Genomic DNA, 26,098 nt, shown 5'->3' with positions numbered 1-26,098 from the left:
GGAGTCGAACTCACGCACGCAGTTCGAAGTCCGGGAGGGTCAGCGCGGAGTGTTCGGGGCGCGCGGCCTCGGCGGGCATCGTCTCGCGCGAACGCAGGGCGGCGTTGCGCGCGGCCAGTGCCTCGGCGGTGCCGGGGAACAGTTCCGCGTTGCCGACGTCGACCAGGTTCTGGTTCGCCTCGACGAACGGCCGGATCGTGCGCTCGTACGCCTCGAAGTCGTTCATGTTGCCCGCCAGCACGTAGGCGCCGACCAGCGCGAGGCTCGACCCCTGCCCGGTGAGGAACGACGGGGCGTGCGCGGCGTCCCCGGCCAGTGCGACGCGGCCGGACGACCAGCGCGGCATCCGGATCTGGCTGACCGTGTCGAAGAACAGGTCGTCGGCCTCGTGCATCGCCTTCACCAGCCCCGGCACCTCCCAGCCGTCACCGGCGAACACCTCCGCCACGAGGTCGCGCTGGGCCTGCGGGTCGCGGAACGCGCCGAACGGCGCCTCGGCGCGCGCGAAGCTCAGGAAGCCGTGCAAGGTCTCGTTCGCCCCGACGGCGTACAGCGCGGCGGCGCGGCCGGGTTCGTTCCACATCAGGGCCTCCTGCGTGAGGCCGAGGTGGTTGGGGAGCGTGAAGCCCGCGAAGCAGTAGCCGAGGTAGCGGTGGAACCGCTCCTCGGGCCCGAACGTCAGCTCGCGCACCGCCGAGTGCAGTCCGTCGGCGCCGATCACGTGGTCGTAGGTGCGTGCGAGGCCACTGCGGAACGTCACGTCCACGCCGCCGGAGTGCTCGTTCATGGCGACGATGGTGTTGTCGAAGAGGAACTCCACGTCGTCGCGCACGACGTCGTGGAGGATCTCGGCGAGGTCGCCGCGCCGGACCTCCAGGTCGCTGCCGTCGCCACCGGTGAGCGACTCCGGCCGGACCGACGCGACCTGGGTGCCGCGGGCGTCGAGGAACGTGATCCGGCGGGTGTCGACGTGGGCCTCGCGCAGCCGGGGGAGCAGGCCCATCCGCTCGACGACTCCCAGCGCGGTGCCGCGGATGTCGATGGGGTAGCCGCCGCCGCGCAGGGTGTGGGACTTCTCCACGACGGTGACGTCGAAGCCGCGCCGCCGCAGCCAGAACGCGAGCGCGGGGCCGGCGATGCTGGCGCCGGAGATCAGGACCGAACTCATGGTGTCTCCAGATAACTGACTTAGGTATCCTTTTTCGGATCAGGATGATCGCTACCGTGATGCGCGACTGAGGCAAGCATATACCTAAGTTAGGTAAGTAATGTGTGAGATGAGCGGTCTGGACCCCGCGGCGATGCTGCCGCAACTGATGCAACTGGGCACCGTGCTCAACCGCAGCCAGCTGGTCGAGCGGGCGATGGAGCACGTCGGCCTCCAGATCGACCGCCCGGGCCTGACCGTGCTCATCACCCTGCGGATGGCCGACCGGCCGTTGCGGGTGGGGGAGATCGCCGCGCGGATGCAGGTCGTCGGCCCGCACGTCACGAGGCACCTGCACGACCTGGAGCGCGCCGATCTGGTCCGTCGCGTCACCGATCCCGACGACCAGCGCGCACGTCTGGTCGAGCTCACGGAGAAGGGGGCCGCGGCGGCCGGGCGGTACCTGGAGGCCGTTCTCGGCTGGTTCGCCGATGCCGTCGCCGACTGGTCCGAGGAGGACAAGGCGGCGTTCGGCCGGTTGCTCAGCCGGTTCGTGGACGACCTCCAGGCGCACCTAGTAGAGCGTCGCGGCTAAGTTGTGCTCCGTTGAGCAGGGCAGAGGGCTGGGCGGTGTGGTCGCTCGTTACCGAAAGCCGCGGATGGTCGCGCTCTCATGCGCATTTGCCGCCGAGTTGGCGGTAGAAAACTGCCGGCGCAATCGTTTGCTGATCACCTCAAGTACCGCCAACCGTGCAGGTGACAGCTATGAGAGCGCGATCTTCATGATCGAAGCCCGGCCACCTGCCGGCGCCCCTCCCACTCGTCACTAATCCAAGAGATAGCTGCGACACACTACTAGTCCGGGACTAGACCTTCTTGCCGTTGATCCTGACGTTGGTGAACGTGGTGCCGTCCGCGTTCCTGATGCCCGGCTTCGCTGTGGTCACGTTCGTGAAGGTGCTGTTGGAGATCGCGACGTTCCGGATGTGCGACTCGCTCAGGCCGTCCAGCGAGACCGCGGTCTTCCTGACCCCGTCGACGGTGAAGCCGTCGGCGGTGATGTTCTGCACCCTGGGGTTCACGATCGGGCCGAAGCCGGGGCCGGTGAGGCTGTAGTTCAGCGTCACCATGATCGCCTCGCGGTCGACGTCGGTGGCCTTGATGCGGCGGGCGTGGATGTTCTCGACGGTGCCGCCGCGCCGCTTGTTCGTCTTGATGTACAGCACGTGGAAGGGCTTGTAGCTGGAGCCCTTCTTCACCGTGCAGTCCTGGAAGAAGACGTTGCGCACGCCGCCGGACATCTCGCTGCCGACCGTCAGCGCGCCCCAGCGGCCCTCGAACGAGCAGTTCTCGATGACGATGTTCTCGCTCGCCACGCCGACCCGCCGTCCGTCGGCGTCGCGGCCGGCCTTGATCGCGATGCCGTCGTCGCCGCAGTCGAACCGGCAGCCGGTGATGTGCACGTACTGGGACGCCTCGGGATCGCAGCCGTCGACCATGGCGCCGCGGCTGTGGACGAAGATGTCGCGGACCGTCACGTTGGTGCACAGCACGGGATGCACGTTCCACATCGCGGAGTTGCGCAGCCGGACGCCTTGCACGAGGACGTTCCGGCACTCGTAGAGCGTGATCATGTTCGGCTTGAGGTAGTGGCCCATGCCGAACCTCCGCTCGGCCACCGGCCTGTTGTCGACGGCGAGCTTCTGCAACTCCTCCCAGTCGGGCTGGCGCTTGGCGTCGTAGTCGAACCACGGGCCGGACGGGCCCTGGCCGTCGATGAGACCGGGACCGGTGATCGCGATGTTCTCGGCCTTGCGGGCGTAGATGAACGAGGAGAAGTTCATACACTCGATGCCCTGCCACCGGGTGTGGACCATCGGGAAGTCCCCGGGATCGGTGGAGAACCTGATGGTGGCGCCCTCCGAGACGACGAGGTTCACGTTGCTGAGCAAGGTGATCGCGCCGGTCAGGAAGACGCCTTCGGGCACGACGACGTGGCCGCCGCCCGCCGCGGTGCAGGCTTCGACGGCCTTCCTGAACGCCTCGGTGTTCTTGGTCTTGCCGTCACCCTTGGCGCCGTACGCGGTGACGTCGAACCTGGCGCTGGGGAACGTCGGCGGCACGATCTTCGCGAGGATCGCGGGCACCTGGTCCCACGGCGACGCGGCCGCGGTGGCCGGCGCCGGCAGGAACGAGCCGGGCAGCAACGTGACACCAGCGGTGGTGCCGGCGACTTTGAGGAAGTCGCGGCGATTGGTCTCCATCGGCCGTCCTTTCGCACGCATCCGTTGACAACAGCGAGCGGCGGCGGCGATGAGAAGGCGGTGTAAACGTTTTCAACCGATGTCTACACCTGATCGTGGCCCCGCGTCAACGCGTGCCCGAAGTCGGCATACTGCTCGCGTGCTCGGATTGCGTCCGGTCGAATTCGCGGTGTACGAGGCACTCGTGGACTCCTACCAGCTCGGTGTGGCCGAACTCTGCCTCGTCACGGATCTGGCCGAGCCGGACGTCCGCCCCGTGCTGAGGTCGTTGACGGAGCTGGGGTTCGTCCACCAGGTCAACGGGCTGCACACGGCCGTGGCCCCGGACGTCGCGCTCGCCATGCACTTCCTGCGCCGGGAGGACGACCTGCGGCGTGACCGGTTGCTGGCCGGCGAGCTGCAGGTCCGGTACGAACGCGCGGCCGGCGTGCGCGCGCCCGCCGATCTCGTCGAGGTCGTGCACGGGATCGAGGCGATCTCGCGACGCGTCGACCAGGTCATGCGCACCGCCCGGCGGGAGGTCTGCTTCGTGGACAAGCCGCCCTACGCCAAGGCGCCCACGTCCTTGCACCCGGTGGAGGAGGAGCTGCTGAACCGCGGCGTCCGGTTCCGCGGGATCTACGAGCGCCAGGCGTTGGAGCTGCACGACCTGCGCGCCGACCTGGAGATGGGGCTGTCGCTGGGGGAGGAGGCGCGGGTGGTCGCCGTCGCGCCGACGAAGATGATCCTGGCGGACGCCCATCTGGGGCTCATCCCGCTGCACAGCACCGAGACGACGCTGGAGAGCGCGGTGATCGTGCACCGGTCGGCGTTGCTCGACTCGCTCGGGGCGCTGTTCGCCAGGCTGTGGGAGGACGCGGTGCCGTTGTCGTTGCCGGGGCAGCCCGCGAGCACCGAGATCTCGATCGAGGACGCGCGCCTGCTCGCGTTGCTGGCCACCGGGCTGCCGGATCGCAGCATCGCGAAGCAGCTCGGGCTGAGTTATCGGACCTTTCAGCGGCGGCTGCACCGGCTGATGGACGAGCTGGGCGCGCAGACCCGGTTCCAGGCGGGTCTGCGCGCCGCAGCACGGGGTGCTACCTCTCTGCTGCCACCTCAGCTACCGGAGTGAGTGCGGAACGCCTTCTGCATGGTCTGCACGACCGTGTTCCCCGCCCCGTCCCTGGCCTCCGTGCGCAGCCACACGTCGCCGGCGGGCTTGTCGATCGTGACCTGCCAACGGTCTCCGCCAGGCTGGATCGCCGCCTGACTCCACGTCCTGCCGTCGTCCGACGACCACTGCACCTTCACGAGGGTGATGGGTGCGCTGTTGGACGCGTGCACGTGGTAGGTGAACGGCTTGCCCGCCGGCGCGGAGTTCGTGAGGTCGAGCGGCAGGTCGTGCCGGAGCCGGATGAGCGGCTGGAACTGGCAGGCCGGTTGGCCCGCGTGACACGCGTATCCGGGGGGAGGAGGGTTCTGCGAGCGGTGGGACTGGAAGGTCCACGTGGTCTCGGTGCGCGGGGCGAGGGTGAACAGCACCGGGTTGACCGCGCCCGCGACAGCTCCCGGGGCGTGCGTCTCGACCGTTTCGAGGCGGTAGGCCGCCTTCTCCGGTGCCATCGTGAAGGTGGGGTAGAAGGCCAGTGGCTCCTGGGTGGCCGGGATCTCCGCGTCGCCCCGGAACAGCCGGACCTTGGTGGTCGTGAAGAACTTGCTGTTCTGGAAGGGGTTCGTGTAGTGACCGGGGTTGCCGTCGGTCCACTGCAGGGCGGGGACGAACGTGTCGCCCGTCCGGCAGTTCGAGCAGAGTTGCCGCCACGCGCCGTTCGCGGCGGGGTAGCGGGCGGGGTGGTCGGACTGCAGCGCGATCGCGGTGCTGTGCATCGGTCCCGCGAACCACCGTTCCGGCGCGGGGGCGGCACCCTCGCGGAACACGTTCTCCTGGAACATGGTCATGGCCGCGCGCTGGCCCTTGGCATCGGTTCCGCTCAACGTCACGTGCCGCTTCCAGACGATCCGCTCGTCTCCCGGCCCGATGTACTCCGTCCACGCGGCCGGCGGGGTGAACGTGGTGCCGCGCAGGACCTGCGTCTGCCACAGGCCGGTCGGGAACGGGTACCACGTCTTCTGCAAGGTCAGACCCGGCTTGTCGGCGTGGTAGGCGGTCTGCCGCTTGACGAGCTTGGCGAGGTCCACCGTCCGGCGGTGGTCGGCCGGGATTCCGTTGGCGTCCAGGAAGCTCAGGTTGAACACCGACTCCGGGCCGGGTTTGACGGTCAGCCTCAAGGACGTCTGCTTCGCGAGGAACTCGCCGTCCGCGTTGCTCACGCTCAGCGCCGGGAGCGAGGCGCTGGAGAGCCCGGTGAGCGCGAGCGCACCCGGAGCGTCCACATAGGACAAGATCGCCTTCTTGCCGGCCTGGGCCGCGGCCGTGGCGGCGGCGTTGGCAGCCTTGACCATGGTGGCGGGTGTGTCCGGCTTGATCTTCACCAGTGCCGTGTCCCCGCCGAGGGTCAGGTCGCGCTCACCGGACCACTTCGCGGACAGCACGCCCACGTCGCCGTCCGTCGCGAGCGTCCGGCCTCCCGAGGACGCGGTGACCGTCGCGGTCTGCAGGGTCACGTTGTCCTGCAACGAGATCGCGCCCTTCTTCGCCGCCGCGGAAGGCGTCGCGCGGATCTCCCACGGTGCGCTGCCGAGCGCGGCGGCCATCTCGGTGATCAGCTGCAGCCTGTCTCCTTCCGCCGGTAGGACGCGGCGCACGGTGACGGTGCGGTCGCGCTGCTCGGCCGGACCTGGTGGCACGACCTCGATGGGCACGGTCTTCTGCGCGTCGAGTGAGACGCTGGCGGCCCCGCTGACCGTCAGCTCCGGTGCGGCGAGCGCGGACCAGCGCCGCACCCCCGCCGTGTTCTCGGTCGCCCAGGTCACCGCCGAATAGCGGCCGCTCGGCACGTTCGTGACGCCTTCACCGTTCACGACGTCGAAGTAGTAGCTCAGGGTCTCGTCGAACGGGTCGTTGACGTCGTCGCCACCGTTGGTGTCGTCGATCAGCTGGCCCATCGCCGGTGCGGGCGGTTTGCCGGCACCGTCGCGGACCTGCACGGACACCGGGAACGTCTGGGGTGCCTCGTAGACGCTGACCGGGGTGCGCAACGTCGTGCCGGCTCCGGTGGCCGTGACCACGCCGCCGTACACGCCGGCCGGGCCGACCTCCGGGTCGAGGGTGAGGGTGGCCGACGCCTTGGCGTGGGCGGGAACGGTCAACCGGGTGGTGCCGAGGGTGAACCCGGTCGTCGACTTCCCGTCCCAGCCCTTGATCGTCGCGCTGAGGTCGAGGGTGAGCGAGGTGTCGGAGGTGTTGACGTACTGGAGTTCCCTGGTGAGCACTCCACCCGTACCGCGTTCGTGACGGCCGTAGCTCGCCGACGCGGTGGCCGTGGTCTTCTGCGTGATGGCCCTCGCGACGTCGAGACGGCCGGCGCCCTGCTCGTACCAGGACATGCCGGCATCGGTGGCGCTGGTGACGAGTGCGTTCTTCACCGTCTGCGCGTCCCAGCCGGGGTGCTGCTGCGTGAGCAGAGCCGCGGCGCCCGCGACGTGCGGCGTGGCCATCGACGTTCCCGAGGCGGCCGTGTGGTGGTCGTCGACCGGGGCACCCATCGAGGTGCCCGCGGCACGGGCGGCCACGACGCCGACGCCGGGTGCGGTGATCTCCGGCTTCACGTGGGCGTCACCGATGCGCGGTCCGGTGCTGCTGAACGGCGCCGGCTTGTTCTGCCGGTCGACCGCGCCGACGGTGAGAGCGGAGGCCGCGGCACCGGGTGAGGTGACCGAGCGGCCGGCCGGGCCGTTGTTCCCCGCCGCCACCACGAACAGCGCGCCCGTCTCCGCGGAGAGCCTGTCGACCAGCGTGCTCATCTCGTCACTGCCGTCCGTGACGTCAGCGCCGAGGCTGAGGTTGACGATCCTCGCCCCGGAGCGGGCCGCCCACTCGATACCGGCGAGCACCTGCGAGGTGTCCGCCTCGCCGGCGCCGTTGAACACCTTGGCGATCACGAGCGCCGCGCCGGGGGCCACGCCCTTGTACCTGCCGGCGGAACCCCGGCCGGTGCCCGCGATGGTCGAGGCCACGTGCGTGCCGTGGCCGTGCCGGTCGACGACGTCCGGTTCGTCGGAGAAGTTCTCCGACGCGGTGATCTTGCCTGCGACGTCGGGGTGGTTCGCGTCGATGCCGGTGTCGACGACGGCGACCGTGACACCGGTGCCGTCCAGGCCGGCCTTCCACGCCTCCGGGGCACCGATCTGCTTCGTGGTCTGGTCGAGCGCGACGCGGACCGGGCGGTCGTACTTCAGCCGCACGCCGGACTTCGCGCTCATGTCCAGGGAACGCCAGAACTCCCGCGCCTGGGACTTCTCGACCCGGATGCCCGAGGCGTCGAGACTGCTGATCCGGGTGTGGGCACTGGCGGAGAAGCCACCGGTCATCAGCACCGGAACCGTGGTCGTGCGGTCATCGGACTGGCCGGTGCGCACGAGATCCGTGACGTTGAAGAGAGTGCGCTCGACCGTTCCGGACGTGACGGCGCTCATCGCGTCCGAGGGGTAGACGTGCAGACCTTTAGCCGTCGTCATCGTGTGGAAGATCGGCTGCTCGCCATCCCTTGGCGCGGCGTGGATCTGGGCGAACTGCCGCCCGTCCGAACGTTCGGTGTAGTCGACGACGTCACCGGTGATGAGCGTGATCCGGTGTGAGGCCTCGGATGTCTGCGTCTGCGGCGGTGGTGACGCGGCGGACGCGGTTGGTGCGACGAGCGTTGCGGCAGCTACGGCAAGTGCCAGAACTTGTCGAATCACGGCGCCCTCCCTCGGTGATCAGGTCACAGCAGGATGAGGGGCCGCAAATCGTTGGGAAACAGTAAAAAGCGGCGGTTAGTCGCCGTTGGCGACTTCGCGCCACACACGAGCGTGCCCGGACCACCGAGGGGAGGTGGTCCGGGCACTTCGATCGGTGCACCCGCTTGACGGTCAGATCAAGTTGATCAGAAGGTGCGTTCCTGCAGCGAGAAGTCCCGCTGGTTGTTGTTGGTGTCCTGGTTCAGCAGGTTGCGCGTGTTGGAACCGTTGAGCTGCGCGGTCCGCTGGTTCTCGGGCTGGGCGTGCACGCCTTCCTTGGCTGCGTTCACCGGCGACGAGAATGCGACACCGTCGATCTTGAAGGCAGTCGGGGCCAGGCTGCCGAAGATCGCCACGCCACCGAGGGACGGGATGCCCTCGACGCCGGTGAATCGCACCGGAAGAACGTTCGGCGTGGACGTGGTGCCGGAGAACTCCGCGCCCGTCAGCACGAGCGTGCTGCCGACGTTGTTCGCCGGCGCCAGCGTGAGCGGCTCGCCGAGCGGGTCGACCAGCGGGATCGTCTGGATGACCTCGTTGCGCTGGTTGTAGATCCGGATGACCCAGTTGCTCAGGTCGACCTGCTCGCTCGTGGTGTTGATGAGCTCGATCGCCTCGTCGAGCGAGCCGTTCGGTCCCATGGTGGAGACTTCGTTGATCAGCACTGCCGGCAGCTGCATGACCTCGGGAGACTCGGGCTCCTCGGCGGCCGTTGCCAGTCCGGCGAACGCGATGGTGCTCGCGATTGCCAGGGCGGCAGCTCCGCTCAGCAGTCGACGCATTGTCCTGTCCCTTCGGGAAAGTGAATTCGGGATATTCCTCGTAGCGGCCAGGTTGTCCGGGGGAACAACCTGTCTTGCCGCTGGGACTGACTTTGCTCGCATTCGTTCGGCCTCGAAAGGGGCCATTGCCGAATGATCAGGGATTGCTTTCTCCGGGAGAAGGAATTCGGCAGCTGAAGTCGTCCGAGTTGTGATCCGTGTCGCGCGAGGAGCCGTCGCGGCCGAGCGATGAATCTGCGCAAGGTGTCGCGGGTCCGGCTTCCCGGCATGGCGAGGAGGAGCTGAGGCCGACGCTGTCGGTGTGTGCGCCGTGCCGGTTTCGGGCGATTACGCCACTTCCGTCCACGGTCTCCACGATCAGGCCGTTCGGCACTGTTCCGCTGAACGCGGCACCGACTATGACGAAGTATTCGCCCGGAGCCAGGGGTGTGCCTGGTGAGATGGTGGCGAGGATTTCGGAGGTGCCGCCGGTGCAGGTCTGGACGGTCCACCCTCCGATGTCTGCGGTGGTGGAGGCCGTGTTGCGCAGTTCGACGAATCCGGCGGGGCCCAGTGCGATCTCGTTGACCTTGACCGGGGAAACGCCCGGTGTGCCGCCGATCGTGCTACCGGCGAGTAGAAGCAACGTCGCGACGGAGTGTCCGAAGGCTGTCACGTGACGCAGTTTGGCCCCCTGTGCGCGGACGCACAGGGGGCCAAAGGCCCTTCCTGCCTGGGGCTTGTGATAGGGCGGTGCCCCGCGGCGGCCGCTGCGGGCACCGCCCTCCCGCGGGCGGGCAGACCCCTGCCGTCTGCCCGCGCACCGCTAGTAGGAGTGGTCTTCCTCCTTGGCCCTGCGGCATTCCCGCTCGATCACGGCAGCCCGGTCGAGGGCCGCGTGCGGCACGTCGAGGGCCTCGCTGATCCAGGCACGCCAGTAAGGGCCGGGAATGCGTTTGCCGCGTTCCCATCTCGACACTTCTTCACGGGTGACGCTGTCGTTTTGTGAGATCTCGCACAACAGGTCCGCGAGTTCGCGCTGGGTGAGCCCTTGTTCTCGCCGTGCCTGTGGAATCAAGGCGGTAATCGGCGGGGTGTCCTGGTGCTCGTGGGCTTGAGTGGCTGCCTTGAGCACGGTTCTGCTCCGTTTCCGTGAGTTGACGGGTGCGCCATCAACCATGCCTCAAAGTCCAGCAGTTCGTGCGGTGCATTGCGGTGATACCGACGGTCGTTGAAACTTCAGGTACCAACGGAATCGTCCGATCGGATGTTTGGGTGAAACAGAGCTGGTCCAATGGGGTGTGCGCACTCGCATTTCGAGCGTCTCGCTAGTGTGACTGCACCGAGTTCATTGCCGCAGCAATGACCGGGATGAGAAGGTGGGTGAAATGTACTCGACGGTCGAAGCGGTGCAGGTCTTCCTGGCACGACTCGCCGCACAGGACGCACCTGGCATCGCGCGGTTGTGCGCACCGACCGTCGAATGGGAGGCGCCCGACCCGAACGGCGTCCGCTGGGCACTCGGCAGGCGCACCCGCCGTGAGGTCGAGTCCCAGTTCCTGACCTTGTTCGCCACGTTCGACCTGGAGCAGCTCTCGGTGCGCCAGGTGATCGTCGACGGAGGAGACGCCGCCGTGATCGGCTCGGCGCGCTGGCGGGTACGTGCCAGCGGCAAACCGGTGGAAGTGCGCTTCGCCTCGGTGCTTTCGGTGCACCTGGGGGAGATCGAGCAGTACCGGCAGATGCCGGACACCTTCGCCACAGCCGTCGCGACCGGCGTCGCACGGATCAAGTGATGAGTTCCAAACGCGAGAAATCGGCGCACACGCGCGCGAAACTGCTGCGAGCCGCGGCGGAGGTGTTCGACCGCGAAGGGTTCTCCAGGTCGAGCCTCACGGCCGTGTGCGCGCGAGCGGATGTTTCCAAAGGTGCGCTGTATTGCCACTTTCGTTCCAAGGAAGCCCTTGGCGTCGCCATCATCGAGGAGCAGTCCCTGCTGTGGCACCGGCTGCGAGACGAGGTGCTCGCGGTCGAGTCGTCACCGGTGCAGGCGCTGATCGTGATGTCTTTCGAGTTCGTCGGCCGGCTCGAGACGGATCTCACCGTGCGGGTGAGCGCGAAGCTGTTGCGGGAAGCGGTGTTCTTCGACGTCGCCGCGGCCGCGCAGGTGATCGGCTGGGTCACGGTGGTCCGGGACCTGCTGTCGCTGGCGTCCGAACGCGGCGAGCTGTTGCCGGAGGTGAACGTGCGGCACGCGGCCGAGCAGATCGTGGCCGAGTTGCTCGGGTTGCAGTTCGTGGCACAGGCGTTGACGGGCGGCACCGACCTCCGCGTCCGGCTGAGCCGGGTCTGGCAGGCCACCTCCGGCTGCCTCGTGACCGATGCCGCACGGGAGAGGCTGCGGTTCGAGTGACGGTCGGCTCGACCCGATGGACGGGCGAAGTTCGAGCGGATCCTCGGCTGCGTTAACAAGCTGAACCTCCGCAACGACAAGGTGCTCGGCGGAAGGGTTCGACGGTGCCGCGAACCGATGACCTGTGGACGTCGTTGGGCTCGGTAGTGCTGGTGACGACCGGCCTGTGCCGGCTGGAACACGACGTGGCGGTGGGCCGGGAGATCGAATCCGGGCTGATCGTAGTTTGATCTTCAGGTACGGCGGGTACCGGAATTCCAGGTGACCCGTTAGGTTGCTGTGAGGCGAGCGGAGGCCCATGAGCGCACCTTGGGACGGCGATCTGACCGGGGCGGTGATCGACAACCGTTTCGTCGTCGGCACGCTCCTCGGGTCCGGCGGCATGGCGGAGGTCTACCGCGCGTACGACCGATCGACGACGTCCTCGGTGGCGATCAAGATCTTCTCGGGTCCCGGCCTGCCCGACGACGAACTGCGTCTGCAGCGCGAGGCCTCGATGCTGGTCTCGCTGGACTGCCCCGGCATCATCCCGGTCTACGCCTCCGGGACGGTGTCGCGCCGCCCGTACTTCGTGATGCGCGAGATCACCGGCGGCACGCTGCGCCAGCGCATGCGTGAACCGCTGCCGCCCCGGTTCGTGGCGCGGATCGGCAGCCAGATCGCCGCGGTGCTGGACCACGTGCACGACCTGGGCGTCGTGCACCGCGACATCAAGCCGTCCAACATCCTGCTCGACGACACCGAGAAGCAGGCATACCTGGCGGACTTCGGCCTCGCGCTGGTGGCGGAGGTGACGCGGGTGACGACGTCCGGCGTGCTGGTCGGCACCGCCGGCTACCTGTCGCCGGAGCAGGTGCGCGGCGCCGAGGTCGGCCCGCCTGCCGACGTCTACTCGCTGGGCCTCGTGCTGCTGGAGTGCCTGACCGGGCGGACCGAGTACCCCGGCGGCGACGCCGAGGCTGCGCTCGCCCGCCTCGCCCGGTCGCCGCGGATCCCCGTGGACCTGCCGCTGGCGTGGGTGTCGTTGCTGTCCGCGATGACGGACATGGACCCGGCGCGCCGGCCGTCCGCCGCTCAGTGTTCCCGGTCGTTGCAGGCCGCCTTCGAGGCCAGCCGCGGGCTGCCGGCGTTGCTTCCGGACGCGGCCGTCGCACCGGACGAACCTCCGGCCGTACCCGAGCCCCGGTCCCGGCGGGGCAAGCGCGTGGCGATCGCGGCCGCGGCCGTCGCCGTCACCGCGGTGGCCGTCGTGGTGGCGAACTTCGGCGGTGGCGGGAACGAGGCGCCGGCGGCGGACAGGCCGGTGGTGCCGGACGCGCACACCCAGGTCGTCACCGTGACGCCGTCGACCGTGACCGTGGTGCAGACGCCGGACGGGTCGGGCGTGCCAGGTGTCTCGGACGCGCCGGGCGTGCCCGGAGCGCCGCAGCCTGGTGCCGGTGGGGTCGTGTCGTCGTCGACTCCGGTCGTGGAGACCACCGGGGACGAGCCGGCCGGGGAGACGAGCAGGCCCAGCAAGGAGAAGAGGGACCGCGGCAAGCCCTCGAGCAATCCGGCTCCGTCGGCCGTTCCTCAGCCGTAGAACCGGACGTTCAGGCTTTCGGTTCTTCCACCACTGCGAACGGCAGGTCGGCCAGCTCCGTTCGCAGCGTGTCCAGGTCCGGGTAGACCGCCGAGGCTCCGCTGTCGACCAGTTCGTCCTCCCCGAACCCGCCGGTCAGCAGCCCGATCGACGGCAACCCGACCCGTGCGGCCGCCTCGCAGTCCCACACCGAGTCGCCCACCACGACCGCGCGCTCACCCTCGACCTTGCGCAGGGCCACCTCGATCAGGTCCGGCGCCGGCTTGCTGTCCTCGACGTCGTCCGAGGTCGTCCAGGCGACGTCGCCGGGGTCGAGCAGCTTCAGGTAGTGCTCGACGTGCTTGCTCTTGCCCGAGCTCGCGAGGACCACGGCCAGTCCGAGGTCGGTCGCCGCGCGGACCAGGCGGTGCGCGCCCTCCAGCGGCTGGATCTCGTCCAGCATCTCGTCGAAGTACCGCTCCCAGGCCTGGCGCACCTCGTCGCCGTGGTCCTGTTCGACCTTGTCGCCCGCCACGGCGGCCACCAGCCTGTCGCCGCCCATGCCGATCGCACGGTGCACGCGCCATCCGGGCACGGTGACGTCGACGGTGCGGAAGGCGCGCAGCCACGCCACCGTGTGGTGGTAGTTGGTGTCGACCAGGGTTCCGTCCACGTCGAGGACCACGGTGTTGCTCATGAAAACAGGTTTGCCCGCGTCTCTACCTCGGCAAACCCACCAGTTCCCTGCTCTCCTGCAACGAGGAGAGCTCGCGTCGCAGCACGCTGTCGAGCCAGTGCGCGTCCGACATCCACGACTGGTTGGTGTTCAGACAGACGTGGACCGACGACTTGTAGACCGACAGCGCGATGCCGACGGCGTGGCCGGGTGCGACGGGCGCGACCGGGTACATCTCGCACAGCGCGGCGCCGTCCAGCGAGAGCGGGACGGACGGCAGCGGCACCGAGGTGACCAGCGTGTCGAACAGCAGGGGAGCGCAGCGCCCCATGACCGGCGCGGCCAGGCGGTGCACCAGCGGCGGCACCTTGTCGGCGAGCAGCGGCAGCGCCCCGGCACCCCGGTCCGGGCCCGCCGCCTTCGCGGCCTCCATCTGCGAGCGGATGTTCCGCAGCCGTCGCACCGGGTCCGTCTCGCCGACCGGCAGCGCGACCAGGAAACCGGAGATCTGGTTGCCCGAGGCGCCGTCGCCGGAGCGTGAGCGCTGGTTAACCGGGATCAGGGCGCGCACGACCGAGTCGGGACCGGCGCTGCCGTGCGCGGAAAGCCAGTGGCGCAACGCACCTGTGACGAGGGCGAGCAACACGTCGTTCACCGTGCCGCCGTGTGCGCGGCGGATCCGGTGCACGTCCGCGAGATCCAGGCGCGACATCACCACGCGGCGTGGCCGGGTGGACGCGGTGAGCACCGGCGAGTTCAGCGTCGGCGGGCGGGTGTTCATCAGCACGCTCGACGCGATGTCGATCGTGTCCTTGATCCCGCGCAGCGACGGCAGGGACGGGAGGATCGACTTCGCCACCGGCTCCGCGGCGTCCGGAATGGACAGCCGTGACGGGTCGAAGAGCTGAATTCCCAGGCCGACGGCCTTCATGCCGTCGCACAGCGAGTGGTGCAGCTTCGCGACGACGGCGAACCGGCCGCCCGCGAGGCCGGTGATGACGTGCAGCTCCCACGGCGGGCGCGCGAGGTCGAGCGGCTGCGCCATGAGGTGCGAGACCAGGGTGGCGAACCGGTCACGGCCGCGCGCGTGGTGTGTGAAGACGTGGTCCTCAGGCGCGAAACCGGGGTCCTCCACCCAGCGCGCGCCACCGAGCAACGAGGTGCGTGCGCGCTGGCGCAGGCGCGGAATCTCTTGCGCCCGTTCGCAGAGCACGGCGGCGATGCGGGCCGGATGCACCGGAGTGGACGGTGCGAAGGTCGCGACCGCGCCGAGGTGCAAAGGATTGGTGTCGCCCTCCATCGCGAGGAAAGCGATGTCGAGGGGGGAGAGGTGGTCTGTCATATCTGTGCAAGGAAAACAGGTCATCGTGTCGTGCGCATTGCGATGAGATGGCGGTGACTCCCTACCGCCCCAAGTACACTCGAACGGTGGTACCACTGTGACTCGTGTGGGTGCGAACCAGGTCACACAACAGGTTCACCATCACGATCCCGAAGCCGGACAGGCCGGTGAACGACGGCGGGAAGCCGGAGCCCGAGTCGCTCACCTCGCACACGACGGTGCCGTCCTCGCGCCACAGCCGCAGCACCCCGCGGCCCGACGCGTGCAGGATGCTGTTCGTCGCCAGTTCGTTCACCGCGAGCACCAGGTCCTCGACCTGCTCGCGGCGCAGCCAGTGCGCGAACGCCGACACGATCTTGCGCACGTGCGCGAGCGTGCCGACGGAGAACGGGTGCTCCTCGGCGTCCGCGGGCGGAGGCGGCAACGGCACGTTGTAGATGTCGGCCAGCGCGGTGGTGGGGTCCGTGTACCACCTGCTCGCCACGCGCCGCCCGTCCTCGATCACCACGGGATGGGTGCGCCGCGCGTCCGCCAGCACGTGACCGGGCAGGGCCGTCGCGTCGTACGGGCACAGGATGGCGCCCGGCCGTCCCTCGAACGCCGTGTTGATCAACGCCTCGTGCTGCACGCACGCCGGGTACTCCAGGTCGGTGCGGCCGGGCCAGATCGGCTGGCCGACCACGCGGAACCGCAGTTGCGTGCTCGCGCTGAACGCCATCAGCACACCGGGGATGATCCGGCCGGGGTTGCGACCGGCCTCGGTCATGTCGATGAAGTGGACCTGCTCCGCCACGTCGCCGAGCCGTTCGCGCAGCGGGGCGATGCTCACCTCGGGCACCGCCACCAGCACCGGCTCGTCCCGATCGACACCTTCCGCGACGAATCTCGCCGTACCGGCGAGGAAGGTGTCCTCGTCCCGGTAGAACAGGGCTTCGTGTGCGAACGGGGCAACGGAGTTCATCGGCTTCCCGGTGAGGTCGGTGGCTGCGGCAGTCCCCCATTCTGCTCCCCGTGACAGTGTTTCGGCGGGGGCCAGGCCGGTGGTTGTCGGTGAGCGGGGATCCGCAGGTTGGATTCGCCGTGCGAGTGGGGAACACCCCAGGCAGACTCCCGGTTGTCGGGGCACAGCGAGGAGGTGACGCCGTGCTGCACCACACGTTGACCGGCCCGCGAGACGCGCCGGTGCTGGTGCTCGGCAACGCGCTCGGCACGACGACTGAACTGTGGCGCGAGTTCTCGCTGCCGTTCCGCCTGCTGCGCTTCGACCACCGCGGCCACGGCGGCAGCGCGCCCGTCGAAGGCCCGTGCACGATCGAAGACCTGGCGCACGACGTCGTGGAACTGCTGGACCACTTGGGACTGCGCCAGGTGTACTACTGCGGCGTGTCCCTCGGCGGCATGGTCGGCATGTGGCTGGCCGCGCACACCGACCGGATCTCCCGGCTGGCGCTCGTGTGCACCACCGCGTGGGTGCCGGACAAGGCCAGGTTGGACGAACGGATCGCGCTGCTGCGCTCGCACGGGATGGAGTCCGTCGCGGACTCGGTCGTCTCCCGGTGGTTCACGCCGACGTGCGCGCCGGCCGTCGTCGCGCGCTTCCGCGCCGAGTTGCTGAAGGTCGACCTGCCGACCTACCTCGCCTGTGTCGAGGCCGTCCGGGTGATGGACCTGCGGCCGGATCTGGCGAAGATCGACGTGCCCACCGTGGTGATCGCGGCGGCGCAGGACCACGCGACGCCGACGGAACTCGTCCGGCACATCGCGGACGACCTGCCGGATTCGGAGCTCTACGTGGTGGGGGATGCGGCGCACCTGGCGGTCGTCGAGGCGCTTCGGACGATCTCGGTGATCCTCGACGACCACTTCGGCAACGGGTAGCCGGGCGTGGGGCGTGTGCGGTACGGGGTGAGCGCCTGCGGTCGCGTTCCAGCGGGGTTGGCGGCTGCCGGGCCTTCGGTCGCCTTGCGAGGGTGGGCGCGCAGGTCGTAACGGAACTGCGCGGGGTTGAGCGGCCCGGAACCGCTATCCGGCCCTGAAGGTTCACACGGCTCGCTCCACATTGCCACGCCAGGACTCGTACGTGGTCGCCTTGCGTTGGCGGGCGCCCGATGGCACCGCGAGGGTCCAGTTGCGGTGGTTGGCGCCGACCGCACCGGAGAAGTCGCCTCGCCTCGTACGGCTCGCCGGCCCGTCCTCGGCGCGGGGCTAGACCTTCTCCAGAGGCCGGTGCGGCTCCGCGGGCAGCTCCACGCGGATCTCGTCGCCGGGCCGGACCACGCCACCCACCAGCACGACCGACATGATCCCCGCGCGCCGGACGAGCTCGCCGTCCGGGCCCTTGCCCACGACCTCCTTGAGCAGGCCCTTCGAGAAGGCGTCGATCTGCAGGCACGGGTTGCGCAGGCCGGTCACCTCGACCACGGCATCGGGACCGAGGTGCAGCACCGTGCCGGTGGGCAGGCCGAGCAGGTCGATGCCGCGTGTCGTGATGTTCTCGCCGATCTCGCCGGGGGCCACGGGGAAGCCCTTGTCGCGCAGTTCGTCGAAGAGCTCGGCGTGCATCAGGTGCACCTGGCGGAGGTTCGGCTGCGTCGGGTCCTGTGCGACCCGTGATCGGTGCTTGACCGTGACGCCCTGGTGGACGTCGCCCTCGACACCGAGTCCGGCGAGCAAAGTGATGCTCTCGCGCACGGGCTTGGTGAACGTGTACTCCTCGTTGCGGCTGACCGCTGTCACAACCCCCATGGCCTTGATTGTGCACGATCAGTTGAGACGCAACGGATACTCCGTTCGGCGCAAGCCACCGACCAGGCGCGAATCGATCAAGGTGATGCTGTTCGGGTTCGCCGACAGTGTTCTACCTGCGTCGATGTACCGGGCTGTGGAAACGCTCTCACGAACTTCCGGCAAGGCTCTTGACTAATCCTCACGTCAGGCTGTTGACTCCGTCACACCTCGTCGGAACCGGTACCGAAACCGGTTTCAGGAGGCGGCGGAAGGAAGTTCGGCATGCGTGTCACGATCGCAGAGGTCGCCCAACGCGCCCAGGTGTCCAAAGCGACCGTGTCACGTGTGCTGAACGGCAAGCCGGACGTGGACGCCTCCACCGCGCAGCGCGTTCGCAAGGTCATCGACGAGATCGGGTACGTGCCCAGCGCCCGCGCCGTCGGCCTTGCGCGGGGTCGCACCCGCACCGTCGCGATGCTCGCGCCGTCGCTCACCTGGCCGTGGATGGGTGAGGTGCTGCAGGGCATCGTCGACACGCTCGAAGCCGACGGGTACGGGTTGCTGCTGTACACGCTGAACCGCGGCCCCGAGTCGCTGAACCAGTTCGCGAACCACGTGTCCGCCAACGCTTTCGACGGCCTGCTGGTCGTCGAGCCCCCAGATGCCCTGCACTACATCTCCACGCTCTACCGGGCGGGCCTGCCGGTCGTCATGATCGACGATCGCGGCTCGCACCCGGAGTTCCCTTCGGTGACGACGACGAACCGGCAGGGAGGCGCGGATGTCGCGAGGCATCTCGTCGCGGCGGGTCGCCGCAGGTTCGCCGTCGTCACCGGACCTCCGCACTTCGGGTGCACTCAGGCGAGGCTGGACGGGTTCCGGCTCGCTTTGGCGGAAGCGGGCCTGACGCTGCACCCGGACCTCGTCGTCGACGGCGACTTCACCACGGAAGGTGGTGAGGTCGCCGTGGACAAGCTCGTCGCGAGTGGCATCCCGTTCGACGCCGTGTTCGCGCAGAACGACCTTTCGGCGGTCGGAGTGCTGCGGGCGCTGCGGGAATCCGGCAGGACCGTCCCCGACGACGTGTCGGTGGTCGGCTTCGACGACGTCCCGGTCGCGGGACACACCGAACCTCGGCTGACGACGATCCGCCAGCCGGCACAGGAGATGGGTGCCGCCGCCGCGCGGATGCTGCTCTCCACGCTCGAGGGACAGCCGATGCCCGACCACCCGCTGGTGCTGCCGACCTCGTTGATCGTGCGCGAATCCGCGCCCTGACCCACTCGCTCCACCACAACTGAACGGACCCGCCAGGCCACCCAGGGCCTACTTCACAGGCCTGTGCTCGCGATAGCCGAGCCTGAGGCGGCCCCTGGAGGCACGGGCGGACGACCCACATACAACACCGGTATGCGGCTCGACCGCCCGCGCCACCAGGAACCACCTCAGGCGCGACTCTCACAAACACAAACCTGTGAAGCAGACCCTTGCAGCCTGGCGAGTTCGCCGTACGTATGAGAGAGCGCTCTCATACATCGTCGTATCGGGAGATTCCCCCATGCGCAGAACAGTCATCGTCGCGTTGGCACTGGCGCTCGCGGCGACCGGTTGCTCCTCTGGTGGTGCTACCAAGGCTGCCGGAGTGCTGACCGTGGGCATGCCCAACGGGCCCCTGACCGAGAACCACAACCCGTTCCTGCCCACGTCCGCGGCGGGTTCGCTCGGCTACCGGTACCAGATCTACGAGCCGCTCGCGTTCGTGAACAACACGCGCCCGGCCCAGGACCCGGTGCCGTGGCTCGCTACCAAGTGGGACTGGACGCCCGACTACAAGAAGGTCACCTTCACGATCCGGGAGAACGTGAAGTGGTCCGACGGCAAGCCGCTCACGGCCGCTGACGTCGCCTTCTCGTACGAGATCCTCAAGAAGTGGCCGGCGCTCAACAACCGCGACTCGCTCAAGGTCGAGACCGCGACGGCGACGCCGGACAACAAGGTCGAGGTGTCGTTCGCGAGCCCGCAGTTCGTGAACCGCAACAAGGTCATCAGCGCGATGGTGGTTCCGCAGCACATCTGGAGCACCGTCCCGGACCCGACGACCTACACGAACCCGAAGCCCGTCGGCACCGGTCCGTACGAGCTGAAGTCGTTCACCTCGCAGACCGTCACGATCGCGCGGCGTGCCGAGTACTGGCAGGAACTGCCCAAGGTCCCGGAGATCCAGTACACCTCGTACAACGACAACACGGCGCAGACCACCGCGCTGGCATCGGGCGCGAGCCAGTGGTCGTACGTCTTCATCCCCGACTACCAGAAGCTGTACGTCGACAAGGACCCGGCGCACCACAAGCTCTGGTTCCCGGCCGGTCTCGGCATCCACGGCCTCTGGCTGAACACGACGATCGCGCCGTTCGACAACGCCGCGCTGCGCTCGGCGATGAGCGACGTGATCGACCGCGAGGCGATCTTCGTCAAGGGTGAGGCCCGCCTGTTCCCGAAGCTCGAGTCGAAGACCGGGATGCCGCTGCCCGCCGGTGACTCCTTCCTCGCGCCGGAGTACGAGGACGCGAAGTTCAAGATCGACGTCGACGGGGCCAAGCAGAAGCTCTCGGCCGCCGGCTTCAAGCTCGAGGGCGACGTGCTCAAGGCACCCGACGGCAAGCCGGTCACCATCGAGCTCACGAACCCGTCCGGCTGGTCGGACTACCTGACGGTCCTCGACATCATCAAGGGCGACCTGAAGAAGATCGGCATCGAGGCGACCGTCCGCACGCAGACTGCGGACGCGTGGACGACCGACTTCGCGAACGGCGCGTTCCAGGGCTCGCTGCGCTGGACCAACACCGGCGCGACGCCGTACGAGATGTACCAGAACATCATGGACGCCGCGGAGATCAAGCCGATCGGGCAGACCGCCGCGGTGAACTTCGGCCGCTACAACAACCCCGAGGCGACCGCGGCGCTGGCCGAGTACGCGAACGCGGCGGACGACGCGGCGCGGGCCAAGGCCCTCGCGGTGCTGCAGAAGATCATGGTCGAGCAGGTCCCCATGATCCCGACCTCCGCCGGTCCGATCGGTGCGGAGTACAGCACGAAGAACTGGGTCGGCTGGCCCACCGAGGAGGACCCGTACGGTCCGCCGCAGGCCACCCTGCCCAACGCCCTGCAGATCGTCATGAAGCTGAAGCCCGCGGGGTCTTAGATGAACGAAGTCGCGCTTGAAGCGAAAGGTCTGGTCAAGACCTACAAGCGCGTGCGCGCGGTGCAGGACGTCTCCATCGTCCTGCGCCGTGGGCGCGTGACCGCCCTCGTCGGCGAATCCGGATCAGGCAAGTCGACGGTGGCGAAGCTGCTCGCGCGGCTCGTGGAACCCACCTCCGGCGAGATCCTGCTGGACGGCGAGAAGGTGCGAAGGGTTCGGGAGTACCGGCGCAAGGTCCAGATGGTGTTCCAGGACCCCTTCGCGTCCCTCAACCCCGTCCACACGATCCGCTACCACCTGACCCGGCCGCTGAAGATCCACAAGCGGCAGGAGACGGTGGAGGAGCTGCTGCAGCGCGTGAACCTCCCGGCGGACTTCGCCTCGCGGTACCCGCACGAGCTGTCGGGCGGTCAGCGGCAGCGCGTCGCGATCGCACGGGCGCTCGCCGCGGACCCCGAGGTGCTGCTCGCCGACGAGCCGGTGTCCATGCTGGACGTCTCCATCCGGCTCGGCGTGCTGAACCTGTTGCTGGACCTCAAGGAACGGCTGAAGCTCGCGGTCCTCTACATCACCCACGACATCGCGTCGGCGCGCTACTTCGCGGACGAGACGTTCGTGATGTACGGCGGGCAGATCGTCGAGGGCGGCGACAGCGAGTCCGTGACGCAGCGGCCGGCCCACCCGTACACGCAGCTGCTGATCGAGTCCGCGCCTGACCCGGAACGGTCGGTGCTCGCGCTGGACGCGCCGCTGGAGGAGGTCGCGCAGATCTCCACCGGCTGCCAGTTCGCCGCGCGCTGCCCGAAGGTGCAGGAGCGTTGCTGGACCCAGGCACCACCCCGCACCGAGGTCGACTCCTACGGGCACTGGGCGGCCTGCTGGTTGTACGCGGAGGCGGCGGCATGACCTTCCTGCTACGCCGTGCGTTGTTCTACTTGGTCACCCTGTGGGCGGCGATCACGGCGAACTTCCTGCTGCCGCGCTTTCTTCCCGGCGACCCGGTGCAGGCGATGATCACCAAGCTCGGCGGCCGGCTGAACAGCGACGCGATGGCGTCGCTGTACGTCCTCTTCGGGCTGGACAAGAACAAGTCGATCTGGGAGCAGTACGTCGACTACTGGGCCTCCCTGGTGCGGGGCGACCTCGGGCTGTCGTTCACGTTCTTCCCGACGCCCGTCGCCGACGTGCTCTCGCAGTCCATGCCGTGGACGCTCGGGCTGGTCGGCGTCACCACGGTCATCGCGTTCCTGCTGGGCACCCTGCTGGGTGTCTACGCGGGGTGGAAGCGCGGTTCGTGGATGGACAACCTCATCCCGATCACGACGTTCCTGTCGTCCATCCCGTACTTCTGGCTCGGGCTGATCGCGATCTCGTTGTTCTCCGTGACGTGGCCGCTGTTCCCGGCGTCCGGCGGCTACGCGCCGGGCCTCGTGCCGGAGTTCTCCGGCGAGTTCTTCGGCAGCGTCCTGGAGCACGCCGTGCTGCCCGGCGTCACGATCATCGTGAGCTCGGTGGCCGGCTGGATCCTCGGCATGCGCAACATGATGGTGACCGTGACGGCGGAGGACTACGTGCTCGTCGCGCGGGCGAAGGGCCTCACGCAGAAGCGGATCATGTTCGCCTACGCCGCGCGCAACGCCGTGCTGCCGTCGATCTCCGGTTTCGCGCTGTCGCTGGGTTTCATCGTCGGCGGCGCCCTGCTGGTCGAGATGGTGTTCTCCTACCCGGGCCTCGGCTACGTGCTGTTCCAGGGCATCGGTGCGAAGGACTACCCGTTGATGCAGGGCGTGTTCCTGGTGATCACATTGGCGGTGCTGGTGGCGAACCTGCTCGCGGACATCGGCTACCTGCTGCTGGACCCGCGCACGCGGCGGGAGGGCTGATCTCCGATGAACTTCAAGACCAAGCTGGGCCTCGGCATTCTGGCCTTCTTCGCGCTGATCGCGGTGATCGGCGAGTGGATCGCGCCGTACGACCCGTCCGCGATGAGCGACGACGCGCTGTCGCCGCCCTCGGGCGCGCACTGGTTCGGCACGACCATGACCGGGCAGGACATCTTCTCCCAGGTGCTCGTGGGCACCAGGGGAGTGATGGTCGTCGGGCTGGTGTGCGGTGTGCTCGCGACCTTCCTGTCGATCCTGGTCGGGGTGACCGCGGGGTTCCTCGGCGGCGCGGCCGACGAGGCGTTGTCCATGCTGTCCAACATCTTCCTGGTGATCCCGGCGCTGCCGCTGATCATCATCGTCGCCTCGATGCTGCCGTCGGCGGACACGGTCCTGATCGCCGCGGTGATCAGCCTGACCGCGTGGGCGTGGGGCGCGCGGATCCTGCGCGCGCAGACGATGTCGTTGCGGCGACGGGACTTCGTGGAGGCCGCGCGGGCGTCCGGTGAACGGACCTGGCGCATCATCGTGTTCGAGGTGCTGCCGAACCTGCTCGCCGTGATCGGGTCCGGCTTCGTCGGCACGGTGATCTTCGCGGTCATGCTGCAGATCACCCTGTCGTTCGTCGGCGTGATCTCGCTGTCGACCTGGAACTGGGGCACGATCCTGTTCTGGGCGCAGAGCAACCAGGCACTCGGCCTGGGCGCGTGGTGGTGGTTCGTCCCCGCCGGCCTGTGCATCGCCCTGCTCGGCACGGCCCTGGCTCTGATCAACTTCGGGATCGACGAGTACGCGAATCCCCGCCTGCGGAAGGTGCGCGCATGAGCCCGGTGCTGGAGATCCGCGATCTCTCGGTCGACTACGGCAACCTGAGGGCCGTGCACAACGTCTCGCTGACGTTGAACGCGGGCGAGGTGCTCGGCCTGGCGGGGGAGAGCGGCAGCGGCAAGTCCACTCTGGCCTATGCCGCGACCCGGCTGCTGCAGGCGCCGGGCAAGGTGCCGTCCGGCGAGGTGCTGTTCAAGGGCCAGGACCTGCTGTCGCTGACCGACAAGCAGCTGCAGGTGCTGCGGTGGAACGAGATCGCGATCGTGTTCCAGGGCGCGATGAACGCCCTGAACCCGGTGATCTCGGTCGGCACGCAGATCGACGACGTGCTGCGCACGCACCGGCCGCAGATGAAGCGCCCGCAGCGGACCGCGCGCGGCCGTGAACTGCTGTCGCTGGTGGGCATCCCGACCGACCGGCTGTCGTCGTACCCGCACCAGCTCTCCGGCGGCATGCGGCAGCGCGTGATGATCGCGATGGCGCTCGCGCTGGAACCCGAGATCGTCATCATGGACGAACCGACCACCGCGCTGGACGTGGTGGTGCAGCGGCAGATCCTCGGGCAGATGATGAGGCTGCGCGAGACGCTCGGCTTCTCGGTCGTCTTCATCACCCACGACATCTCGCTGCTGGTCGAGTTCTCCGACCGCATCGCGATCATGTACGGCGGGCGGGTGGTCGAGGAGGCGCCGGCGAGCGAGATCTACCGCGCCGCCAAGCACCCGTACAGCCAGGGCCTGCTGGGGTCGTTCCCGGCGTTGCGCGGACCGCGTCGTGAGCTGAAGGGCATTCCGGGGTCACCTCCGGACCTGCGCTCGATGCCGTCGGGTTGTCCGTTCCACCCGCGGTGCCCGTCCGCGATGGACGTGTGCGGCGAGCGGATGCCGTCGCTGGAGTCCGTCGAGGAGAGCCGCCGCGTGGCGTGCTGGCTGGAGGACGTGCGTGTCTGACGTCATTGCGGGCCTGCCTAGTGACTTCTTCTGGGGCGTCGCCACTTCGGCGTACCAGATCGAGGGCGCGTACGACGAGGACGGCAGAACACTGTCCATCTGGGACACGTTCTCCCGTCGTCCGGGCGCCGTCGAGAACGGTGAGACCGGCGACGTGGCCTGCGATCACTACCACCGGATGCCCTCCGACGTGGCGATGATCGCGCGCCTGGGCGTCGACAAGTACCGCTTCTCCGTGTCGTGGCCGCGCATCCAGCCCTGCGGCCGCGGCCCGGTGAACCCCAAGGGCATCGACTTCTACTCGCGGCTCGTCGACGAGCTGCTGGACAAGGGCGTCGACCCGTGGCTGACGCTCTACCACTGGGACCTGCCGCAGGAGCTGGAGGACGCGGGTGGCTGGCCGCACCGCGACACCGCCTACCGGTTCGCCGAGTTCGCGGGCCTGGTGCACGACGCGCTGGGCGACCGCGTGCCGACGTGGACGACGCTGAACGAGCCCTGGTGCTCCGCGATGCTCGGCTACGACGTCGGCCGGCACGCGCCGGGCCGCACGAACTTCGCCGAGGCCATGCGCGCCACCCACCACCTGCTGCTGGCGCACGGCCTGGCTGCGCAGGAACTCCGGACGCGCGGCGTGACGTCGCTGGGCATCACGCTGAACATGGGCACCCACAGCCCGGCGTCCGACGACCCGCGCGACGTGGACGCCGCCCGTCGCGCCGACGGCCTGGGCACCCGGATCTACCTGGATCCGCTGGTGCACGGGCGTTATCCGGAGGACGTGCTGGCCGACATCGCCGCGCGCGGTGCCGCGATCCCGGTCCACCCCGGCGACATGGAGATCATCTCGACGCCGCTGGACGTCTTCGGCGTCAACTACTACACCTCGCACGTCCACAAGGCGACCGGCGACCCGGCCGTGTCCGAGGTCGTGCCGCAGGGCCGTCCGGTCACGGCGATGGGCTGGGAGATCGTGCCGGAGGGCTTCACGTCCCTGCTGGTCCGGCTGCACCAGGACTACGGCGTGCCGATGGTGATCACCGAGAACGGCGCGGCCTTCGACGACCTCGACGTCGTGGACGGCCACGTCGCCGACACGGACCGGGTCGAGTACCTGAAGTCGCACATCGAGGCCGTGGCCGCCGCCGTCCAGGCCGGTGCGGACGTGCGCGGCTACCTCGCGTGGTCGCTGATGGACAACTTCGAGTGGGGCTACGGCTACGGCAAGCGCTTCGGCATCGTCCGCGTCGACTACGAGACGCAGGAGCGGACCCTGAAGCAGAGCGCGCGGTGGTTCCGCGACCTGATCACGCGATCTCGCGCGTAACACCTGGTCCGGCCCAGTCTCCGGCCCGGTCGTCGTGGAATCTCTGCGCCCCCACGGCGGCCGGGCCGGTTCCACTTCCGCGGCTCGATCCCGGTGGAGCCGCACTCGCGTACGACCGTTCTCCCGGTCCAGCGGCGTA

Annotated in this window: 24 protein-coding genes; 14 read left to right on the top strand and 10 right to left on the bottom strand. The window is 68.7% G+C overall.

Features of this window, described 5'->3' with window-relative positions; genetic code table 11:
• Positions 1 to 10: 10 nt before the first annotated feature.
• Positions 11 to 1,168 carry an FAD-dependent monooxygenase gene (locus SK571_RS32770; protein WP_319987966.1) on the bottom strand — a complete coding sequence of 386 codons (1,158 nt, stop codon included), beginning with the start codon at positions 1,166 to 1,168 and terminating at the stop codon, positions 11 to 13.
• Between the two features lie 109 nt (positions 1,169 to 1,277).
• Here SK571_RS32770 and SK571_RS32765 point away from each other — a divergent pair, with 109 nt between their 5' ends.
• A complete protein-coding gene (locus SK571_RS32765; protein WP_319987965.1) occupies positions 1,278 to 1,742 on the top strand; it encodes a MarR family winged helix-turn-helix transcriptional regulator in 465 nt (154 codons plus the stop codon).
• Positions 1,743 to 2,013: 271 nt separating this feature from the next.
• Here the strand turns inward: SK571_RS32765 and SK571_RS32760 are convergent, their stop codons facing one another.
• On the bottom strand, positions 2,014 to 3,411 hold the full coding sequence (locus tag SK571_RS32760; RefSeq protein ID WP_319987964.1) for a glycoside hydrolase family 28 protein: 1,398 nt from the start codon (positions 3,409 to 3,411) through the stop codon (positions 2,014 to 2,016).
• Positions 3,412 to 3,550: 139 nt separating this feature from the next.
• Here SK571_RS32760 and SK571_RS32755 point away from each other — a divergent pair, with 139 nt between their 5' ends.
• A complete protein-coding gene (locus SK571_RS32755) occupies positions 3,551 to 4,522 on the top strand; it encodes a helix-turn-helix domain-containing protein (protein ID WP_319987963.1) in 972 nt (323 codons plus the stop codon).
• On the opposite strand, the gene SK571_RS32750 is transcribed toward SK571_RS32755, so the two are convergent.
• The 4 genes from SK571_RS32750 to SK571_RS32735 all read right to left on the bottom strand — a co-directional run bounded on the left by SK571_RS32750 (position 4,507) and on the right by SK571_RS32735 (position 10,185).
• Entirely contained in the window at positions 4,507 to 8,250 is a 3,744-nt protein-coding gene (locus SK571_RS32750; protein WP_319987962.1) for a S8 family peptidase, read from the bottom strand. The genes SK571_RS32755 and SK571_RS32750 overlap by 16 nt on opposite strands.
• Positions 8,251 to 8,435: 185 nt before the next feature.
• Positions 8,436 to 9,071, bottom strand: coding sequence for a lamin tail domain-containing protein (locus SK571_RS32745; RefSeq protein ID WP_319987961.1), 636 nt, complete (start codon positions 9,069 to 9,071; stop codon positions 8,436 to 8,438).
• Positions 9,072 to 9,207: 136 nt separating this feature from the next.
• Positions 9,208 to 9,696, bottom strand: a complete 489-nt coding sequence (locus SK571_RS32740; protein ID WP_319987960.1) for a lamin tail domain-containing protein — start codon at positions 9,694 to 9,696, stop codon at positions 9,208 to 9,210.
• Positions 9,697 to 9,876: 180 nt separating this feature from the next.
• Complete coding sequence (locus SK571_RS32735) at positions 9,877 to 10,185, bottom strand: helix-turn-helix transcriptional regulator (RefSeq protein ID WP_319987959.1); 309 nt, start codon at positions 10,183 to 10,185, stop codon at positions 9,877 to 9,879.
• 253 nt (positions 10,186 to 10,438) lie between these two features.
• Between SK571_RS32735 and SK571_RS32730 the strand changes: the two genes are divergently transcribed.
• The 4 genes from SK571_RS32730 to SK571_RS32715 all read left to right on the top strand — a co-directional run bounded on the left by SK571_RS32730 (position 10,439) and on the right by SK571_RS32715 (position 13,045).
• Positions 10,439 to 10,846: a nuclear transport factor 2 family protein gene (locus tag SK571_RS32730; RefSeq protein WP_319987958.1), complete on the top strand. Its 408-nt coding sequence runs from the start codon at positions 10,439 to 10,441 to the stop codon at positions 10,844 to 10,846.
• Complete coding sequence (locus SK571_RS32725) at positions 10,846 to 11,463, top strand: ScbR family autoregulator-binding transcription factor (RefSeq protein WP_319987957.1); 618 nt, start codon at positions 10,846 to 10,848, stop codon at positions 11,461 to 11,463. The genes SK571_RS32730 and SK571_RS32725 overlap by 1 nt, the downstream gene beginning before the upstream one ends.
• 104 nt (positions 11,464 to 11,567) lie before the next feature.
• The gene (locus tag SK571_RS32720; RefSeq protein WP_319987956.1) at positions 11,568 to 11,693 is read left to right on the top strand and encodes a hypothetical protein; all 126 of its coding nucleotides are present in this window, start codon (positions 11,568 to 11,570) and stop codon (positions 11,691 to 11,693) included.
• A 68-nt stretch (positions 11,694 to 11,761) separates the two neighbouring features.
• Positions 11,762 to 13,045: a serine/threonine-protein kinase gene (locus SK571_RS32715; protein WP_319987955.1), complete on the top strand. Its 1,284-nt coding sequence runs from the start codon at positions 11,762 to 11,764 to the stop codon at positions 13,043 to 13,045.
• Positions 13,046 to 13,055: 10 nt separating this feature from the next.
• On the opposite strand, the gene SK571_RS32710 is transcribed toward SK571_RS32715, so the two are convergent.
• The 3 genes from SK571_RS32710 to SK571_RS32700 all read right to left on the bottom strand — a co-directional run bounded on the left by SK571_RS32710 (position 13,056) and on the right by SK571_RS32700 (position 16,003).
• Positions 13,056 to 13,721, bottom strand: a complete 666-nt coding sequence (locus tag SK571_RS32710; protein WP_319987954.1) for an HAD family hydrolase — start codon at positions 13,719 to 13,721, stop codon at positions 13,056 to 13,058.
• Between the two features lie 22 nt (positions 13,722 to 13,743).
• Entirely contained in the window at positions 13,744 to 15,042 is a 1,299-nt protein-coding gene (locus SK571_RS32705; RefSeq protein ID WP_319987953.1) for a wax ester/triacylglycerol synthase family O-acyltransferase, read from the bottom strand.
• Between the two features lie 61 nt (positions 15,043 to 15,103).
• Entirely contained in the window at positions 15,104 to 16,003 is a 900-nt protein-coding gene (locus SK571_RS32700; protein ID WP_319987952.1) for an anti-sigma factor RsbA family regulatory protein, read from the bottom strand.
• Between the two features lie 182 nt (positions 16,004 to 16,185).
• Here SK571_RS32700 and SK571_RS32695 point away from each other — a divergent pair, with 182 nt between their 5' ends.
• Positions 16,186 to 16,920, top strand: a complete 735-nt coding sequence (locus SK571_RS32695) for an alpha/beta fold hydrolase (protein ID WP_319987951.1) — start codon at positions 16,186 to 16,188, stop codon at positions 16,918 to 16,920.
• 327 nt (positions 16,921 to 17,247) lie between these two features.
• Here SK571_RS32695 and SK571_RS32690 read toward each other — a convergent pair whose 3' ends face one another.
• A complete protein-coding gene (locus tag SK571_RS32690; protein WP_319987950.1) occupies positions 17,248 to 17,787 on the bottom strand; it encodes an MOSC domain-containing protein in 540 nt (179 codons plus the stop codon).
• Between the two features lie 264 nt (positions 17,788 to 18,051).
• Between SK571_RS32690 and SK571_RS32685 the strand changes: the two genes are divergently transcribed.
• The 7 genes from SK571_RS32685 (at position 18,052) to SK571_RS32650 (ending at position 25,959) form a co-directional block, all read left to right on the top strand.
• Positions 18,052 to 19,047, top strand: a complete 996-nt coding sequence (locus SK571_RS32685) for a LacI family DNA-binding transcriptional regulator (protein ID WP_090065120.1) — start codon at positions 18,052 to 18,054, stop codon at positions 19,045 to 19,047.
• A gap of 280 nt (positions 19,048 to 19,327) precedes the next feature.
• A complete protein-coding gene (locus tag SK571_RS32680; RefSeq protein ID WP_319987949.1) occupies positions 19,328 to 20,971 on the top strand; it encodes an ABC transporter substrate-binding protein in 1,644 nt (547 codons plus the stop codon).
• Complete coding sequence (locus SK571_RS46465; protein WP_406602068.1) at positions 20,972 to 21,877, top strand: ABC transporter ATP-binding protein; 906 nt, start codon at positions 20,972 to 20,974, stop codon at positions 21,875 to 21,877. It begins immediately after the preceding gene.
• On the top strand, positions 21,874 to 22,854 hold the full coding sequence (locus SK571_RS32665) for an ABC transporter permease (RefSeq protein ID WP_319987948.1): 981 nt from the start codon (positions 21,874 to 21,876) through the stop codon (positions 22,852 to 22,854). The genes SK571_RS46465 and SK571_RS32665 overlap by 4 nt, the downstream gene beginning before the upstream one ends.
• A 6-nt stretch (positions 22,855 to 22,860) precedes the next feature.
• Positions 22,861 to 23,679: an ABC transporter permease gene (locus SK571_RS32660; RefSeq protein WP_319987947.1), complete on the top strand. Its 819-nt coding sequence runs from the start codon at positions 22,861 to 22,863 to the stop codon at positions 23,677 to 23,679.
• Entirely contained in the window at positions 23,676 to 24,632 is a 957-nt protein-coding gene (locus tag SK571_RS32655) for an ABC transporter ATP-binding protein (protein WP_319987946.1), read from the top strand. Before SK571_RS32660 ends, SK571_RS32655 begins: the two co-directional genes overlap by 4 nt.
• Entirely contained in the window at positions 24,625 to 25,959 is a 1,335-nt protein-coding gene (locus SK571_RS32650) for a GH1 family beta-glucosidase (RefSeq protein ID WP_319987945.1), read from the top strand. The genes SK571_RS32655 and SK571_RS32650 overlap by 8 nt, the downstream gene beginning before the upstream one ends.
• The last annotated feature ends 139 nt before the right edge of the window (positions 25,960 to 26,098 follow it).

This window comes from Lentzea kristufekii (assembly GCF_033949925.1).
Classification (GTDB): domain Bacteria; phylum Actinomycetota; class Actinomycetes; order Mycobacteriales; family Pseudonocardiaceae; genus Lentzea; species Lentzea kristufekii.
Note: the sequence above shows the minus strand (reverse complement) of the source record. Positions and strands in the feature narration are given on the sequence as shown.